Consider the following 15717-nt stretch of genomic DNA (forward strand, 5'->3'; position numbering starts at 1 on the left):
CTTTAACGTAAAATTTTACCAAACCTTATACGACTAGCGCTTGCTGATCGGTGCAAAAGAAGCCAACAAACGTTTAATACCTTGGGAAGCAAAGGCAATATCAAGTTCTGTATTTTCACCTTCACCATTAACTTTAACAACAGTGCCTTCACCCCAAGCTTTGTGGAAGATCTTATCGCCCACGTTCCAAGCCTTCTTTTCTGCCCCAGTGGTTGTCGGTTTAGTGACGGTCCCTGGTTTCATTTGTGCTTGCTTATATGGATCGATCTGACGGGCAGTTTTCGGTTTGGCAAAACCTGTGCTTTGTACTTCATTTTCTGATTGTAAGAGGTCATCATCGATCTCTTCAACAAAACGAGAAGTTGGGTTGTTTTGCTTACGTCCGTATAACATTCGCGAAAAAGCGTTAGTCAAAAATAATTCTTGCTGTGCGCGAGTGATCCCGACATATGCCAAACGACGTTCTTCTTCCAGTTCATCTTCATCGGTCATTGCACGTGATAACGGGAATATCCCCTCTTCCATCCCGATCAAAAAGACAACTGGAAATTCTAGGCCTTTAGCGGCATGCAACGTCATCATCGTGATCTCATTTTGTTCTTCATCAACGCTGTCTTGATCAGAAACCAACGAAAGTTCGGCTAAGAAATCAACGAATGGATCTTCATGCTCTTCATCTTCTTGCCAAGTTGAATCAAATTGCTGTGTGACCGTCAAAAATTCGTCCAAGTTTTCCAAACGACTTTCATTTTCCAATGACTGTGTCTTCTTTAAAGCCTGACGATAACCGGCACGGTCTAAGATAGTATCAGTCAACTCCGTCACTGTTGCACTCTTTTCCATGTCATGTAAATCACGCATTAGCTTAGCAAAGCTCTCTAACTGTTTAGCTGCTTTGCCTGTAACGTTAGTCATCATCACGTTTTCAGCAGCTTCCAACATGCTCAAACCATTCATGGCGGCAAAGTCGGTGAGTTTGTCAAGACTAGCCTGACCGATCCCGCGCTTAGGTTCATTGACCACTCGGTTGAAACTCATCGAGTCTTGCGGATTAGTAGCCAAACGTAAATAAGCCAAGATATCCAAAATTTCTTTCCGGTCATAAAAACGATGGGCGCCCACGATCTTATAAGGGATATTAGTCTTAACAAAAGTTTCTTCCATCACACGTGACTGAGCATTGGTTCTGTACAACACTGCAAAGTCGCTGTACTTTCTACCTTCCTCACGGATCTTTTGCTGGATATTTTTCACCACGAAATAAGCTTCATCATTGGCATTCATACCACGATAGTAATGTATCTTAGAACCGGAATTATTTTCCGTCCAGAGAGTCTTAACTTTCCGGTTCACGTTATTTTTGATCACTGAATTTGCAGCATCTAAGATCGTTTTAGTGGAACGATAATTTTGCTCCAATTTGACGACCGTCGCATCCGGGTAATCTTTTTCAAAGTTCATGATATTTTCCATGTTAGCTCCACGCCAACCATAAATACTCTGGTCAGCATCACCTACGACACAGACGTTACGAGAGCCGGCTGCCAACATGCCTACCAAACGATACTGGGCTTCATTAGTGTCTTGGTATTCATCAACATGGATATACTGAAATTTACGCTGATAATACTCTAAAGTTTCCCGGTCTTCGGTGAACAATCTGATCGTTTGCATGATCAGATCGTCAAAATCCATGGCAGAATCTTTATGGAGTTCAGCTTGGTATTTCTCATAAGCCTGGGCCGTGACCTCTTCCACTGGGCTTGCAACATTTTTCTGGTAGTCGTCGACAGTTAATAAGTCATTTTTTGCATTTGAAATATTACTCAAAACCATGCGTGGATCGTAGCGTTTGGTATCTACATTTAAATCAGCTAAAATATGTTTCATCAATGTCCGCTGTTCGCTAGGACTAGCGATCGTAAACGAACGGTTAAAACCTATTTTTTCAGCTTCACGCCGTAAGATCCGGACACATAAAGCATGAAAAGTCGACACCCAAATATCTGAGGCACTTTCACCTAATAATTTATCGACACGTTCACGCATTTCACGAGCAGCTTTATTTGTAAAAGTGATCGCTAAAACATGCCATGGTAAAACATTTTTTTCTTGGATCAAATATGCGACCCGATGTGTTAAAACACGTGTCTTACCACTACCTGCTCCGGCCATGATCAAAAGCGGTCCCTCTGTACAGCGAACCGCCTGCGCTTGTTTATCATTCATTTTGTCTAGTAGGTTATTTTGACCCAAATCATTCAATCCTCTCTAATCTTCAGTCTGTATTATTATAGCACAGGACACCCCTTCTTGGGCACAGCCTATGCCTGTGGAAAGGTATCCATTTTAGGAAGATATATGTATGCGGAATAGAGAGGACTCCGTTATTTTATGCAAGCTTTTGACAAACTATTTCCTAGCTTGATCTAATTCTAACTTGATAGAGTTCTTTTCATTAATACTTCCGTAGATCGAGGCATGACCGGACGCTCATCTATCTGACTTTGTGCCAGTCGCTCTCTGACTAGACGTTCATTTGCCAAACTTCAGGCCGGTCGTCTCTTGACCGGACATTCATCTGCTAAACTTCAGGCCGGTCGCTCTCCGACTGGACGCAACTTAGTTTGTCATATATGTCCAGCTTACATATACCTACTTCTCTTGCATACAAAAAGAGACCCTCATGCTCGCGGGCCCCTTTCCTAATTTATTCTTTTTTATCTTCTTCTGATCGTCCTTCATCCCAGATACCGGTCCGATCAAGCTGTTCTTTGGCCTTGTATCCATCCTTACCGGCCGTGTAAACAAAGCCACTCTTGGATTGCGGTAGCATTGAAGTTGGATAACGGAAGAAGGTGTAGAACCAACTTTCCTTTAAGACCCATTGTGTCTTGATGGCATTGAGATCTTTTTCCTGGAAAAAGCCCAGGGCACCTTTTTGTATTATCTTTGGTAAAACTATTGGCATATTTATAGAAGCACGTATCTGCTCCTCTTCCAAGGAAACATTGCTAATATAGCGGTAAATATCTCCAGATTCATGGATCGCAGGCACGATCCGTTTGACGTATATAGCCTGTGTTTGTGTAACAAAGAAACCGATCTCAATCACGCCCACGTAATTCAAGTTGTCCCCGATCAAAGTAGCAATGTTTTTAATTTCATCCCAAATCGGCTTCGCAACCGCAGCTGGCCCCACGACCTGATTCAAATGATGTTCTTCATAGTATGTTTCCAAAGGTGCCAGATATGTTAGTGTCCCATTTTGATCACGAACCAGAAAAACTGAGATCTCATGCTCATAAGGGACCCAGGACTCGAGAACAAAAGTCCCTTGCTCAACTAATTCTGCACATTTGGCAATATCCGATTGTTTGCGCAAGATAAACTGCGGATTACGCATCAAGCCTTTTTGGATCGGTTTTAAGACACAAGGAAAACCGATCGAAGAGATCGCCTGGTAAATATCATCTAAACTGACAATAGTCGCATAGGGTGCAATATTGACATTGATCTGTTCAAAAAATGCTCGTTCCAATAAACGATCTTGCATTAACTCAAGCGCTTCATTGCCCTGAGGAACACTAGTAAATTTTTGGATGTATTTAATTGACTCCGAACTGACCTGCTCAGACTCATAAATCACCAGATCACACCGTTCCGCAAATCTTTGCAGCTGCAACTGATCATTGCCTCGTCCCACTATCGGCAGATCTGCTTCCCTTAAAGTCGGGCTTTCCGCGTTGGAACCATACGCTGCCGTTTTAAAGCCCATTTGCTTGGCCTTACGGACTAAATCGATCCCATTCGGGCTGCTGCCGATCACACCGATCGTATTATTAGGAAATAAGACTTCTTCTGCCACTTTAAATTCACTACTTTCCTTGACTTCGAGTATTACTTTCCAAATAGAATCATAACATAGTTTTTCTTGAATAGTCGTGGTTTACTACTTTTTTAGTAAAAATATATAATCTTTTTAAATTAATCTAAAAAGCCGCTCACTTAAAGAAAGCAGCCAAGCTGATCAACATAAAGTTAAAATCTACTCACCAACGAAATGAACTTTATCGTCTTCAAAAGAAGAGATCCGAGCTAATGATTCTAAACGAATTCCTTGGTCGCGCAAAAGCTGTCCCCCACTTTGGAAAGCTTTTTCGACTACGATCCCGACTCCTTCGACATGAGCATCCGCTTGCTTACAGATCTCGACTAGACCCGAAATCGCCTGTCCATTTGCCAAGAAATCATCAATGATCAAAACATTGTCCGTTTGGAGTAAAAATTTTTGATCGACTGAAATTTTATTAGTGACTTTTTTGGTGTAAGAATATACATCTGCGGTAAATAACGAAGTATTCATAGTAGAGCTTTTAGTCTTACGGGCAAACAAAACCGGAACATGTAATGCTAAACCAGACATGATAGCCGGTGCGATCCCTGAAGATTCAACCGTCAAGATCCGCGTGATATTGTTATCCCGGAACAAATGAGCAAACTCTTGTCCAATGGTATTCATCAATTCTGGGTCGATCTGATGGTTCAAGAAAGAATTGACCTTCAAAACATTACCTGGTAAAACCAGACCATCTTCTCTGATCCGTTTCTCTAATAATTTCACTACAACTTTCCTCCTATAAAATAGCAGGGTCACATATGGTATACAGAAGACAACAATAACAAACTATCAGCTAAAGACTTAAAGTCCGTGACTTATTGTGATAATTGGTTAAGTAAAATCTTTTGCCCTGCGCGCCTGACTGAATTCTGCCTATCTCATGTGACTGCATAACTACGGTCTTTATTACTTCAAGAATAGCACACCAAAAGACAAGCGACAATATCAACAAATAAAAGTCCAACATTTGGCCCATCACTTACAAATCATAACGATCCAAGTGATATTCTTTGATCAGGTCGATCAGCTTTTGCGCATAATCAGGGTCAGTAGCATAACCCTTAGACTGCAAAGCACGCGCTGCTTCTTGATAACTTTTAGCATTGATGACCGCTTGATAATGTCTCGCATCCCAACCAGTACCATCAACGAATAGCTGTGTATGAGCGCTGATCGATTCGTCGTAACTATTATAGGATGCAAAGCGATCCTTGACCGTGATCCATTTGCCATTAACATACTCTTTTGTCGTCAATAACGGACTATTAGGATCTGAGCTCTTGATCCCGAACAAATTATTATATTTGCGTGCTAATTCACTCGTGCCCCAATCCGATTCCAAACTAGCCTGTGCTAAAGTGATGCTGGCAAACACATGATTTTGACGCTGCTGTTTTTGAGCACTTGGAACTAGTTCTTTAATAAACGCCTTTCTACTTTTAGTCTGACTAGTCTGTTCCACTTTAGGCCCCTTATTGTCATAGAGGTCGATCCACTTGATAGTCTGGACCGAGATCAAAGTCACCAAAAGCACAGCTAACAGCAAGTCTGGCCATCTAAAAGTGACCTTTTTTGACTTGCGTTTAGCAGTGGGATGACGCTTTTTAGTTTGCTTCGTCTTTTTATTACTTTGTTTTTTCTTTTGTGCCAATCAGCTTCATCCTTTTCGTACTCGGCTTAGCAATGGTTTAGCGATCAGCGGTGCCGCAACTGCAGCAATTATCGCTTCCGGCAAACCATTTGTCGCTACGACCCCCAACAAATACGGCATTAACGCCTGAGTATCTATTTGATAAAGTGCCTGGGAATGTCCGTTATAAAATACATAGATCTGTGACAGTACTAAAACTGTATTAGTTAAAGAGCCTATTAACCCAGCGATCCCTAACACTAAATACTGCTGTTTCATTTTTTGTGATAACCAGCGGAATGTATAACCCGCTACGACCCCGATCAAGATCCGGGGTAAAACTGAGACCAAAGGATTCACAAAAACTATGGCTGCCAATGGACTAGTTGGCCAAACGAAGGCCCGCACAAATGTGATGCCTCCCCAGATCCCACCAACAACCGCACCGCCGCTTGGTCCTAAAGTCAAAGCAGCTATGACCACCGTCACGTGAATGATCGTTAAATTCAACGGACCGAGGGGAATATAACCCAAAAATGGGACAAAATTTTGTACAATAATAATTGCGGTAAACAATGCATATAAAACTCTACGGTAAGTCTGGTTGTTTTTAACCACTTTTTTTTTCCTCCATGACAAACATTTTGTTCAAGGATCAGATTATTGACTATCATTATAGCATATTTGGCAAATTTACCTGTTTAATGTTTTAAAAATATTCATTTAAAAAAACGGCTGCTAACTTGCAGTCGTCTTCCACTATTTTTAAGTTATAAGCAACGATATTTTCACAGTTCTTCGTGCACGATATCGACCGTTTGACCAAGCACGCGCTTGAAAATTGCAAAGTCACGCGGTTCGATCTCGTCTTCCAATCGTTGCTGTAATGTTTCCCAAAATTCTTCATTAGTTTTAAAACTATCTGAATATTTTTCTGTGGTGGTCAGGTGTGTGACCCGATGATCAGATGGATCGATCCTTTTTTCGATCAAGCCCATATTGATCAACTTTTTGATGTGATAGTTTGTATTTGGAGTCGACTGACTTAATAAGCGCGAAATTTTACCGATCGTCGGTTGTTTCAGCTGATAAATAGCCTCCAAATAATAAACATCGATCGCCCCCAGTTTTGAAGATTCTTCATCCTCATACTGTTGACTTGTTAACTGCAAGATCTGTGTCAGATCTGACATAAGTTTCTGTAGCGAACTCATACTTCAACCCCCATTGTTTAACTTTTCCCCTAGAAATTTATATCTATTAGTTTCAATCATAAAAATACTTGAGATATCCACTTCTAAATATATACATATTATATTGTACGACATTCACGAAGGAACGCAAGAAAGTTATCTTAATTTTTTCAAATTAAATTTTTAACACAGAATGTGAAAGGCGTCAAGTACAGTTTCAATATAAGAATTTCATAATTTTATCTAATACTTGCCAGTAATTTTTCTATGAAACGTAGGCCACGCTCTTAAATAAATAATAAAATAATTTAGCTTTATAATTTTCTGTTAGCGAATTCTTCATTGCCTTTAAAAAACATCCCCTGATCCTACTCTCAATTCTTTTTTCTTTTAAATTTAATTAACTGCCTTTACTAATTCTTATAAGCTTTAGGATATTCAAACCACTTACAACGTGCTATAATTAATAGCACTGAATGGAGATTTCTAGTAGTTCTCAAGTAAGTTAGCTAGCAAATCAAATTATTGGAACTATTGTCTAGTATTCGTTGACTCCATTTTGAGGAGGGATCCTATTGTCGCAAAGCGTTATTAAATTATTCTGGTTCATACTGACCATAGTTGCATTTACTTTAGGAGTGGTCGGTTTAGCTTTACCAGTAATACCACAATTGCCCTTTTTGATCACTGGGTTTTTCGGCCTATCTAAGCTGTCGCCACGTTTCCATCGCTGGGTGACCAACAGCAGGCTCTACCGGATGCTTCTTGGCAGTCTAAGCGAGCATTGTAAGCAAAAAAAAGCAGAGTTTGAAAAACGTGGGATGAAATGGTACGAGTCGCTTTATTTCAAAATGATGGCTGTTATTTTAGTCCAGGATTAATTAAACCTTGAGTCAGTCGTGCAGTCGCACGTTTGGCCCATGATATACATAAAAAAAGTAGACACTCTTTTTAAGGAGTAGCTGCTTTTTTATTTGCAAAATTTCTTTGCGACCTTGCTGCTTACTTACCCTCTTGCATTGCCCTTTTCAAGGCCGCTGCTAAGGGACTTTCTGCTGGCTCATCATCTTGATTGACCTTTTTGATCAAACGTTTTTCTTCATGCTTAGTCATTTTTTTGTTCTTTTGCTTCTTGCCGGTCGGTTTTTCTGTAGTGCCATCGTACTTGCAACGGAAATAAGTCCCATTCTTCCCTTCGACTAACAACATCTTCCTGTGACACTGTGGACAGCGGTGATTGGTAACCTTAGCCTCTGCACGCCGATGATAATCACAATCTGGGTTAGTACAAACTAAGATCTTACCATTACGAGTATTCTTCTCTTTTAATAAAGATCCACACTTCGGACATTTCTTGGATGTTAATGAATGATCGCGATATTTTTGCTGGCTGTTTTTGATCTCAGTTACGAGTTTCTTCGTTTCCTTTTCGATCTCTAAGATAAATGCTTGGCTATTGTACTTACCACGGGCGATCTGTTCCAGTTGTTCTTCCCATTTGGCAGTCAGTTCAGGTGTGACCAAGGCTGGGTTTACAAGCTGGAGCAGCTGCTTGCCTTTTGGAGTGACCTGCAAGATTTTGCCCGAACGCTCCATCAAATCGCTTTTTACCAATTTCTCAATGATCTCAGCCCGCGTAGCCGGAGTTCCCAAGCCATACTTTTCCATCCTCGCCAGTAAACTACCTTCATTTAAAGGAGCTGGCGGTGTCGTTTGTTCTGCCGAGATCTTAAACTTGGGAGCGATCTTTTCGTTCATTTGCCAGTTTCGTTGCTTACCTTCCGGCGTTTTGTCTGCCCGCCAGCCAGCATTGACTAATTTTTCCTGTGTAAAGACAAAATCGTCTTGTCCAAACCGAACGGTAACCTTTTGTTGCTTTGTTTGGTATGGCTGCGCAAATAAACCGGCAAATCGCTTAACGATCATGGTATAGATCCGGTGCTCGTCTTGCGACAATTTATCATAACGGGGTTTTTGTTCTGTTGGGATCAATGCATGATGATCAGTGACCTTTTTGTCGTTAAAAACCTTCTTTAAGACGACTTGACTGCCGTTTGCCAAATATTCTTTCACTTCAGGAACGAGGTTGTTAATGGCCTGCAAGCGTTCCTTCATAGTTGACTTGAGATCGGAACTCAAATATTTGCTGTCAGTCCGCGGGTAAGAAACGATCTTGTGGACCTCATACAGGCTTTGCACTAATGATAAGGTCTTTTTGGCAGAATAACCATAAGCTTGATTGGCCTCACGCTGCAATTCTGTCAGGTCATAAGGCAACGGGGCTTGCTGTGACTTATCCTTCTGGCTGATATCGATAACTTGCCCCGTCCTTTTTTCATGTTCAGTGACAATTTTTTGCGCTGACTGCAGATCCTTAAGCTCAAATTTATCTTTTTGTTGCCGTTGAGCCTTTTGACCATTAACATCAAGGCTGATCGTATAATATTTCTGTGGTTTAAATTGATTGATCTTTTGAGCCTGTTGGTCAACTTGTGCTAAAGTCGGAGTTTGGACGCGACCAGCTGACAAATTATCATCATATTTGACGGTCAAAGCACGAGTCACATTCAACCCAACTAGCCAATCTGCTTTAGCTCGGGCCAAAGCTGAATAATAGAGAGCATCATATTCTTTGGCTGGCTTCAATGAATTAAACCCTTCTTTAACAGCTTTATTTGTCTGCGATGAGACCCATAATCGTTTGACGGGCTTGTTAAAGCGAATATACTGTAAGATCCACCGCGCAACCAACTCTCCTTCACGCCCTGCATCGGTCGCGATCACAGCTTCCTTAATGTCTTTTCGTTTGGCCAGGCTAGAGATTGTTTTCAACTGACCTTGAGTCTTAGGCAGAGGCTTGATACCGATTTTTTTAGGTAACATCGGCAAAGTTTCCATTTGCCACTTACCCCAATTTTTGTTGAGGTCTTCCGGCATCTGTAACCCTAACAAATGGCCTAATGCCCAAGTCACAATGACCTTGTCTCCTTCAAAATAATTTTTATGTTTCTGACTTGCTCCCAAAATCTTGCTCAGATCACGTGCCACACTTGGCTTTTCCGCCAAAATCAATTGTTTCATTCAAATAACTTTCCTTTCAAAAATACGTCCACTTTATTGAGTGTAGCACACTTTTTCGCTCAAAACGACTTCAGTATCTTTGGCCGTAGCATTATTTAAGCTGGTCCGTCATTAGTTAAATAACGTGAAGTAGCTATTCATAGATTGCGGGAATTACTTTGACTAAGTTGCGCCTACTTTCTCATTTGCCAGTCTTACTTCGATAAACTTACGCCTGCATTTAGAGTTACCGGAGTCACTTTACCAAACTTTTGACCGCATTTTTACTTATACTTATTACTTCAACCAATTTTTAACTGCAACACTCACTCCTACTGTCAAAACCCTCATAAAAGAAAAAAAGACATCTCTCAAAAAGAGAGATGCCATAACGTTCAAAAGAATGATTATTTAAGGTTAACTGAAGCGCCAACTTCGTCAAGCTTAGCTTGGATGTCGTCAACTTCTTCTTTAGAAACGCCTTCCTTGATAACTGAAGGGAGGTTGTCAACCAAGCCCTTAGCATCTTTCAAGCCAACACCTGTGATATCCTTAACAGCTTTGATAGTCTTAACCTTAGCTGTACCTTCACTTGTCAATTCAACGTCGAATTCTGTTTGTTCCGCAGCAGCATCGCCACCAGCAGCACCTGCAGCTGCAACTGGAGCAGCAGCTGAAACGCCGAATTCTTCTTCAATAGCTGAAACTAAATCGTTTAATTCAAGAATGCTGGCTTCTTTAAGGTCAGCAATGATTTTTTCTGTATCTAATGCCATTTTATTTTCCTCCAAATTTTTAATCAAATATATTTAAAATACAACCTTAAGCTGCATCTTCGTCTTTGCTGTCAGCAACTGCTTTAACAGCATAAGCAACATTGCGCACTGGTGCTTGCAATACTGAAAGCAACATTGACAATAAGCCGTCGCGGTCTGGCAACTTGGAAAGTGCATTGATATCTTCGACAGAAGAAACCTTTCCTTCGATCATACCACCCTTGATGCTTAATGCTTCATGATCTTCAGCAAATTTTGCGATCACACGTGCAGGGGCAGCAACATCTTCGCTACCAAAAGCAATTGCAGTAGGTCCTGCAAATACTTCCTCTAAGCCTTCAAAACCTGCTTTGTCAGCTGCACGTTTCAAGTACGTGTTTTTAACGACACGCATCTCAACGCCTTCTTCACGTAGTTGTTGACGTAGATCAGTAACTTCTTCAACCGTCAAACCACGATAATCGGCAACTACGATCGATGATGCGTCGTTGAATTTTTCAACAATAGCATCAACAATTTGCGCTTTTTTGGCAATAATTTCCTTACTCACTTGATTCACCTCCCAGTCATTGTGTAGAACTTTTCTAAATAAAAAAGCTCCGTATCCACCAAGACACAGAGAGAGAATAATACATTACTCCTCGGCAGGATATTAAGGCTTGCACCACCTGAGTCTTAGGTAGAATCATAAAAAATTGACCTCTATTAGAGTACCATGTACGCCAATAGAAGTCAACGATCATTCCTAATTTAATTTATTAAATTAAAGAGATGAAACATCAAGTGAAACACTTGGCCCAAATGTCGAAGCCAGTGAAACGTGTTGCACATAAATACCCCTTACAGATGATGGACGAGCCTTTGTGATCACGTCATTGATCGTCTTAAAGTTACCCTTGATAGCATCTTCGCTAAACGAAACTTTACCTAACGGAACATGAACGTTACCGTCTCGGTCAGTTCTATAAGTAACCTTACCAGCTTTGGATTCTGTAACAGCCTTATTTACATCCATTGTTACAGTACCTGTCTTAGGGTTAGGCATCAAGCCTTTAGGTCCAAGGACACGACCCAAACGTCCTACTTGAGCCATCATATCTGGTGTAGCAATAGCTACATCAAAGTCCAACCAACCATCTTGGATACGTCCGACCAAGTCATCGTCACCGACAACATCGGCACCAGCATCCTTAGCTTCTTGTGCTTTAGGTCCCTTAGCAAAAACAACAACTGTTTGGTCTTTACCAGTACCATTAGGAAGCACAACAGCGCCCCGTAATTGTTGGTCTGCTTGTTTTGTATCAACGTTTAATTTGAAAGCTGCTTCGATACCTGCATCGAAGTTAGCAAAGTCGATCTTCTTAACCAAACTAACTGCTTCATTAAGATCGTAGTCTTTGTTTGCTTCGATTTGCTTAGCAGCTTCTAAATATTTTTTGCTTTTCTTAGCCATTAGTAAATTTTTCCTCCTTGCAATTTGTGGTCTATCGGATAAACCTCCCACTTGATACATTCACTTTCGCGAAGTATCCGACTGGAAAGCATGGTAATTAGTCTTCGACTGTGAAGCCCATGCTTCGTGCAGTTCCTTCAATCATGCGCGTAGCAGCGTCAACGTCTGCTGCGTTTAGATCTTGCATTTTTGTTTCGGCAATTTCTCTAACTTGGTCTTTAGTTACGCTAGCGACCTTCTTTGTGTTAGGTTCGCCGGACCCATGATCAACACCCGCAGCCTTTTTAAGCAAAATAGGTGCCGGTGGAGTCTTAGTAACGAAATCGAATGAACGATCTTCATAGACACTGATCTCAACAGGGATGATCATGCCTTCTTGGTCAGCAGTCCGGGCATTAAATTCTTTAGTGAAGCCCATGATATTGATACCTGCTTGACCCAATGCAGGACCAACTGGCGGTGCAGGAGTTGCTTTACCAGCAGGGATCTGCAATTTAACAACGTTTGTTACTTTTTTTGCCACGGTGTATTCCTCCTTATAATCCGTGTGTGGTACGGATGGCCATGAAATTTGGCCTCCCACTAGTACGCTATAAGCATACTTATAAAATATAGCATGACCTCTAGCTCTTTGCAAGCTGTTTTCACAAATTTGCAAAAACTAACCACCACGGGCAAATAACATCCTTAATTTTGCAACTCTTTAAGCTAATTTATCGACCTGCTCAAAATTCAATTCAGTCGCAGTTTCACGGCCAAACATTTCAATGTCGACACGTAATTTCATCTTTTCGTTATCGATCTCAGTGATCTTGCCGACCATCCCAGAAAAGGCACCATCGACGATAGTTACAGAGTCGCCAACTTCAGCGTCAAATTTCTCATGGCGAGCACTCAAGCCTAACTGATGCAAGATCCCATCGATCTCTTCATCAAGCAAAGGAGCAGGCTTACTACCAGCACCGTGTGAACCAACAAAGCCAGTCACACCAGGTGTGTTACGAACAACATACCAAGATTGGTCTGACATGACCATTTCAACTAACACATAGCCGGGGAAAGTCTTGAGCTTCTCAACTTTTTCTTTACCAGTCTTAGTAGTTTCACGTTTTTCTTCTTCTGGCACAACAACTCTAAAGATGTTGTTTTCCATCCCCATGGATTGGGCACGTGATTCCAAGTTAGTCTTTACCTTGTTTTCATAACCCGAATAAGTATGTAAAACATACCATTTCTTTTCCATATTTTCGGCCATTTAATTTCTATTCTCCTTTTCAAACTTCGATCATCATTACACTAATATTTACCCAAAATAAAAAAACCTCGACCACGCGAAGTTTCCTTACAAACGAAATTATACCAAATTACCTAACAAATTGCTAGTCTCTTCGACCGACTAACTAGACAAATAAACTGATCACCAATTGGACCAAATAGTCAACAATTGCGAAGAAAATTGCAAATCCAATTGCCATGAGAACAACAGTGGTCGTATCTTTGCGGTTCTCACGCGCTGTTGGCCAAGTCGTATCTTTCATTGTTTGTTTTACGTCTTTTAAAAATTTCATTAATTAAGCCTCCATAGATCCACGGATCAAACAACTTTATTTTGTTTCCCTGTGCAGCGTATGCTTACCGCAGTACTTACAAAATTTCTTTACTTCAAGGCGAGAAACCCTTGCGGGATTTTCCACCAAAGTGTAATTACGTGAACCACATTCTGAACATGCTAAGGCTATTTTTCTTTTTCCTGCCATCTTCAGTTCTCCTTAAATTATAACATTGTAACTTTATCACGGACATTAAAGCAAGTCAATACAAAGACAGTAATGCTCCCTTAGTGCGAGCTCTGTCTAACCGAGTATATCTAAACGAATCGTCCATTTAAAGTCCTTGATGGCAACAAGGAAGCATTAGGTTCGCAATCCTTAATGAATCTGCTATTAAACTTGATCAACGTCAGACTTTGTAAGTTTACAGTTTGTCACTTGGACAAGTGATCAAGCAGTCGTTTTAATTCCATTAGTTGTTCTTCAGTCCACGGATTGCCACGGACGGAATGTTCGTCTTGATAGAGCCTTGCTCTTTGTTTAACTTCTTTTTGCGCACGTTTGATATCCTGGGCTAATTCCCATGCTGGCTTTCGTAAAGCTCCCTGTGAGAAAATCGTCCACTGCTCGGCCTGATCACTAGTTGCCACTGTCACTTGAGTTAGCGGATTCATTAATTGACCTGCCAAAGACTCGATATAACTATCCGCTGTCTGACCTTCGTCCGTCCAAATCACCTGTAAAGTGTATTGACTGTAACTTTTAGACAGACCCGGCACATACATGGCATCAAACACCACTATGATCTCATAGCCACTTTGCTTATGATAATCAGAAAGGATACGCAACAACTCATCACGAGCTTCTTCTAATTGGTCATTTTTCTTAAGCTTATTTAATTTTGGCCAGTTGCCGATCATATTATATGCATCGACGATCAGAATATTTTTCTTCATTACTTACTTACTTTCCTCTGCTTGTATAAACTTGATAGATCAATAAACTAGCCGCAACACTAGCGTTCAAACTCTGCACATGTCCACTCATTGGGATCGAGACCATACCATCGCAGTTTTTCTTCAATAATGGGGATATCCCTTTTCCTTCATTGCCGATCACCAAAGCAGTTGGTGCCGCTCCATTGAACTGTCGGAAATCTTGTCCTTCCATATCGGTACCAAAGACCCAAACACCACGGTTTTTCAGTTCTTTGACAACATTTGTTAAATTACTAGCCCGCATAACAGGCACATATTCAACAGCTCCTGTTGAAGTTTTAGTGACTGTCGTTGTCAACTGAACGGCCCGCCGTTTGGGAATGATCACCCCATGTACACCAGCGGCGTCAGCTGTCCGAATGATCGAACCCAAGTTATGGGGGTCTTCGATCTCATCTAAGATCAAGAAAAACGGTGGTTCCCCAGCAGCATCAGCTTTCGCAAATAAATCATCGAGTTGCGCGTATTGAAATGGAGCCACTGAAACTGCCACTCCTTGGTGGTTCCCATGATCACTTAACATGTCCAACTTAGCTTTTGGAACCCGCGAAACAACGATCGATTTCTTGCGAGCCAGCGTGACTAACTCGTGGAGGGCATCGGAATTTAACTTTTCTTGGACATAGACTTTATTGACCGGTTGCTTTCCCTTTAGTGCAGACATCGCAGCGTGACGCCCGATCACTAACCCTTGTTCGTCAGACGTTTTATTTTTGTTCATTCTTCATTCTTTCCTTTACTTGACCTGCTTATCGTTATTTACCTCGACTGTCTCAATACACCATTTAGCCAATTCTTTCAAACGATCATCTTGTTCACTTGTATAGAGATAACCAAATAATGATTCAAAACCTGTTGAGATCCGATAGGTCATCACCGCCGTATTTTTGGCAGAAGTATGACTTTTGGCATTGCGTCCTTTTTTGAAAAAAGTCCATTCTTCTTCAGTCAATTTGTCCTCTTGCTCCATTTGTTCGATCAAAAATGCCTGGGCCTTAGCGGAAACATAGTGAGTGGCTGTCTTTTGCAGCCTATTGGGCTTGGTCAACCCCAACTCCAATAAATGTTCCCGGATGAACACTTCCCAAACCGCATCACCAATATAGGCTAGCGCGATCCCATTGATCTGTTGATAATTTGCTCTTGTCATATAACT

The 15717-nt window shown here is 41.2% G+C and carries 18 protein-coding genes and 1 other annotated feature; of the genes, 1 reads left to right on the plus strand and 17 read right to left on the minus strand.

The window, feature by feature from the left end; all coding sequences use genetic code 11:
- Nucleotides 1-33: 33 nt before the first annotated feature.
- The 6 genes from pcrA to AC3XNE_RS00565 all read right to left on the minus strand — a co-directional run bounded on the left by pcrA (nucleotide 34) and on the right by AC3XNE_RS00565 (nucleotide 6745).
- Nucleotides 34-2256 carry a DNA helicase PcrA gene (pcrA, locus tag AC3XNE_RS00540; protein ID WP_489832306.1) on the minus strand — a complete coding sequence of 741 codons (2223 nt, stop codon included), beginning with the start codon at nucleotides 2254-2256 and terminating at the stop codon, nucleotides 34-36.
- A 454-nt stretch (nucleotides 2257-2710) separates the two neighbouring features.
- Complete coding sequence (locus AC3XNE_RS00545; RefSeq protein WP_489832307.1) at nucleotides 2711-3868, minus strand: ATP-grasp domain-containing protein; 1158 nt, start codon at nucleotides 3866-3868, stop codon at nucleotides 2711-2713.
- 180 nt (nucleotides 3869-4048) lie between these two features.
- A complete protein-coding gene (locus AC3XNE_RS00550) occupies nucleotides 4049-4624 on the minus strand; it encodes a xanthine phosphoribosyltransferase (protein WP_489832308.1) in 576 nt (191 codons plus the stop codon).
- A gap of 256 nt (nucleotides 4625-4880) precedes the next feature.
- Complete coding sequence (locus AC3XNE_RS00555) at nucleotides 4881-5552, minus strand: glycoside hydrolase family 73 protein (protein WP_489832309.1); 672 nt, start codon at nucleotides 5550-5552, stop codon at nucleotides 4881-4883.
- A gap of 6 nt (nucleotides 5553-5558) precedes the next feature.
- A complete protein-coding gene (locus AC3XNE_RS00560) occupies nucleotides 5559-6149 on the minus strand; it encodes an ECF transporter S component (protein ID WP_489832310.1) in 591 nt (196 codons plus the stop codon).
- A gap of 170 nt (nucleotides 6150-6319) precedes the next feature.
- Nucleotides 6320-6745 (minus strand): MarR family winged helix-turn-helix transcriptional regulator, encoded by a 426-nt coding sequence (locus AC3XNE_RS00565; protein ID WP_489832312.1) that lies wholly within the window; start codon nucleotides 6743-6745, stop codon nucleotides 6320-6322.
- 554 nt (nucleotides 6746-7299) lie between these two features.
- Between AC3XNE_RS00565 and AC3XNE_RS00570 the strand changes: the two genes are divergently transcribed.
- The gene (locus AC3XNE_RS00570) at nucleotides 7300-7605 is read left to right on the plus strand and encodes a DUF454 family protein (protein WP_489832313.1); all 306 of its coding nucleotides are present in this window, start codon (nucleotides 7300-7302) and stop codon (nucleotides 7603-7605) included.
- 121 nt (nucleotides 7606-7726) lie between these two features.
- Here AC3XNE_RS00570 and AC3XNE_RS00575 read toward each other — a convergent pair whose 3' ends face one another.
- The 11 genes from AC3XNE_RS00575 to AC3XNE_RS00625 all read right to left on the minus strand — a co-directional run bounded on the left by AC3XNE_RS00575 (nucleotide 7727) and on the right by AC3XNE_RS00625 (nucleotide 15711).
- Nucleotides 7727-9805 carry a DNA topoisomerase 3 gene (locus AC3XNE_RS00575; protein ID WP_489832315.1) on the minus strand — a complete coding sequence of 693 codons (2079 nt, stop codon included), beginning with the start codon at nucleotides 9803-9805 and terminating at the stop codon, nucleotides 7727-7729.
- A 386-nt stretch (nucleotides 9806-10191) separates the two neighbouring features.
- Nucleotides 10192-10560, minus strand: a complete 369-nt coding sequence (rplL, locus tag AC3XNE_RS00580) for a 50S ribosomal protein L7/L12 (protein ID WP_489832316.1) — start codon at nucleotides 10558-10560, stop codon at nucleotides 10192-10194.
- A gap of 46 nt (nucleotides 10561-10606) precedes the next feature.
- Nucleotides 10607-11110 (minus strand): 50S ribosomal protein L10, encoded by a 504-nt coding sequence (rplJ, locus tag AC3XNE_RS00585; RefSeq protein ID WP_489832317.1) that lies wholly within the window; start codon nucleotides 11108-11110, stop codon nucleotides 10607-10609.
- Between the two features lie 31 nt (nucleotides 11111-11141).
- Nucleotides 11142-11258 (minus strand) — a sequence feature (ribosomal protein L10 leader region).
- Between the two features lie 65 nt (nucleotides 11259-11323).
- Complete coding sequence (gene rplA, locus AC3XNE_RS00590; RefSeq protein ID WP_489832318.1) at nucleotides 11324-12013, minus strand: 50S ribosomal protein L1; 690 nt, start codon at nucleotides 12011-12013, stop codon at nucleotides 11324-11326.
- 97 nt (nucleotides 12014-12110) lie between these two features.
- Entirely contained in the window at nucleotides 12111-12536 is a 426-nt protein-coding gene (gene rplK / locus AC3XNE_RS00595) for a 50S ribosomal protein L11 (RefSeq protein WP_489832319.1), read from the minus strand.
- 180 nt (nucleotides 12537-12716) lie between these two features.
- Nucleotides 12717-13268: a transcription termination/antitermination protein NusG gene (nusG, locus tag AC3XNE_RS00600; protein WP_489832320.1), complete on the minus strand. Its 552-nt coding sequence runs from the start codon at nucleotides 13266-13268 to the stop codon at nucleotides 12717-12719.
- Nucleotides 13269-13413: 145 nt separating this feature from the next.
- Nucleotides 13414-13581 (minus strand): preprotein translocase subunit SecE, encoded by a 168-nt coding sequence (gene secE / locus AC3XNE_RS00605; RefSeq protein WP_489832321.1) that lies wholly within the window; start codon nucleotides 13579-13581, stop codon nucleotides 13414-13416.
- A gap of 36 nt (nucleotides 13582-13617) precedes the next feature.
- Nucleotides 13618-13770 (minus strand): 50S ribosomal protein L33, encoded by a 153-nt coding sequence (rpmG, locus tag AC3XNE_RS00610; protein WP_081607034.1) that lies wholly within the window; start codon nucleotides 13768-13770, stop codon nucleotides 13618-13620.
- Between the two features lie 227 nt (nucleotides 13771-13997).
- On the minus strand, nucleotides 13998-14519 hold the full coding sequence (locus AC3XNE_RS00615; RefSeq protein WP_489832322.1) for an NYN domain-containing protein: 522 nt from the start codon (nucleotides 14517-14519) through the stop codon (nucleotides 13998-14000).
- Nucleotides 14520-14526: 7 nt separating this feature from the next.
- Nucleotides 14527-15282 (minus strand): 23S rRNA (guanosine(2251)-2'-O)-methyltransferase RlmB, encoded by a 756-nt coding sequence (gene rlmB, locus AC3XNE_RS00620; RefSeq protein ID WP_489832323.1) that lies wholly within the window; start codon nucleotides 15280-15282, stop codon nucleotides 14527-14529.
- A gap of 15 nt (nucleotides 15283-15297) precedes the next feature.
- A complete protein-coding gene (locus AC3XNE_RS00625; RefSeq protein WP_489832324.1) occupies nucleotides 15298-15711 on the minus strand; it encodes a Mini-ribonuclease 3 in 414 nt (137 codons plus the stop codon).
- Between the last annotated feature and the right edge of the window lie 6 nt (nucleotides 15712-15717).

This window comes from Ligilactobacillus sp. JN-6 (Y).1 (genome assembly GCF_058111525.1).

What these genes read in the sequence shown, in the direction of transcription:
- nusG (WP_489832320.1), bottom strand. Translation starts at nt 13,268, where the DNA reads ATGGCCGAAAATATGGAAAAGAAATGGTATGTTTTACATACTTATTCG.
- rpmG (WP_081607034.1), bottom strand. Translation starts at nt 13,770, where the DNA reads ATGGCAGGAAAAAGAAAAATAGCCTTAGCATGTTCAGAATGTGGTTCA.
- secE (WP_489832321.1), bottom strand. Translation starts at nt 13,581, where the DNA reads ATGAAATTTTTAAAAGACGTAAAACAAACAATGAAAGATACGACTTGG.
- AC3XNE_RS00565 (WP_489832312.1), bottom strand. Translation starts at nt 6,745, where the DNA reads ATGAGTTCGCTACAGAAACTTATGTCAGATCTGACACAGATCTTGCAG.
- rplL (WP_489832316.1), bottom strand. Translation starts at nt 10,560, where the DNA reads ATGGCATTAGATACAGAAAAAATCATTGCTGACCTTAAAGAAGCCAGC.
- AC3XNE_RS00615 (WP_489832322.1), bottom strand. Translation starts at nt 14,519, where the DNA reads ATGAAGAAAAATATTCTGATCGTCGATGCATATAATATGATCGGCAAC.
- AC3XNE_RS00625 (WP_489832324.1), bottom strand. Translation starts at nt 15,711, where the DNA reads ATGACAAGAGCAAATTATCAACAGATCAATGGGATCGCGCTAGCCTAT.
- rplA (WP_489832318.1), bottom strand. Translation starts at nt 12,013, where the DNA reads ATGGCTAAGAAAAGCAAAAAATATTTAGAAGCTGCTAAGCAAATCGAA.
- rlmB (WP_489832323.1), bottom strand. Translation starts at nt 15,282, where the DNA reads ATGAACAAAAATAAAACGTCTGACGAACAAGGGTTAGTGATCGGGCGT.
- AC3XNE_RS00575 (WP_489832315.1), bottom strand. Translation starts at nt 9,805, where the DNA reads ATGAAACAATTGATTTTGGCGGAAAAGCCAAGTGTGGCACGTGATCTG.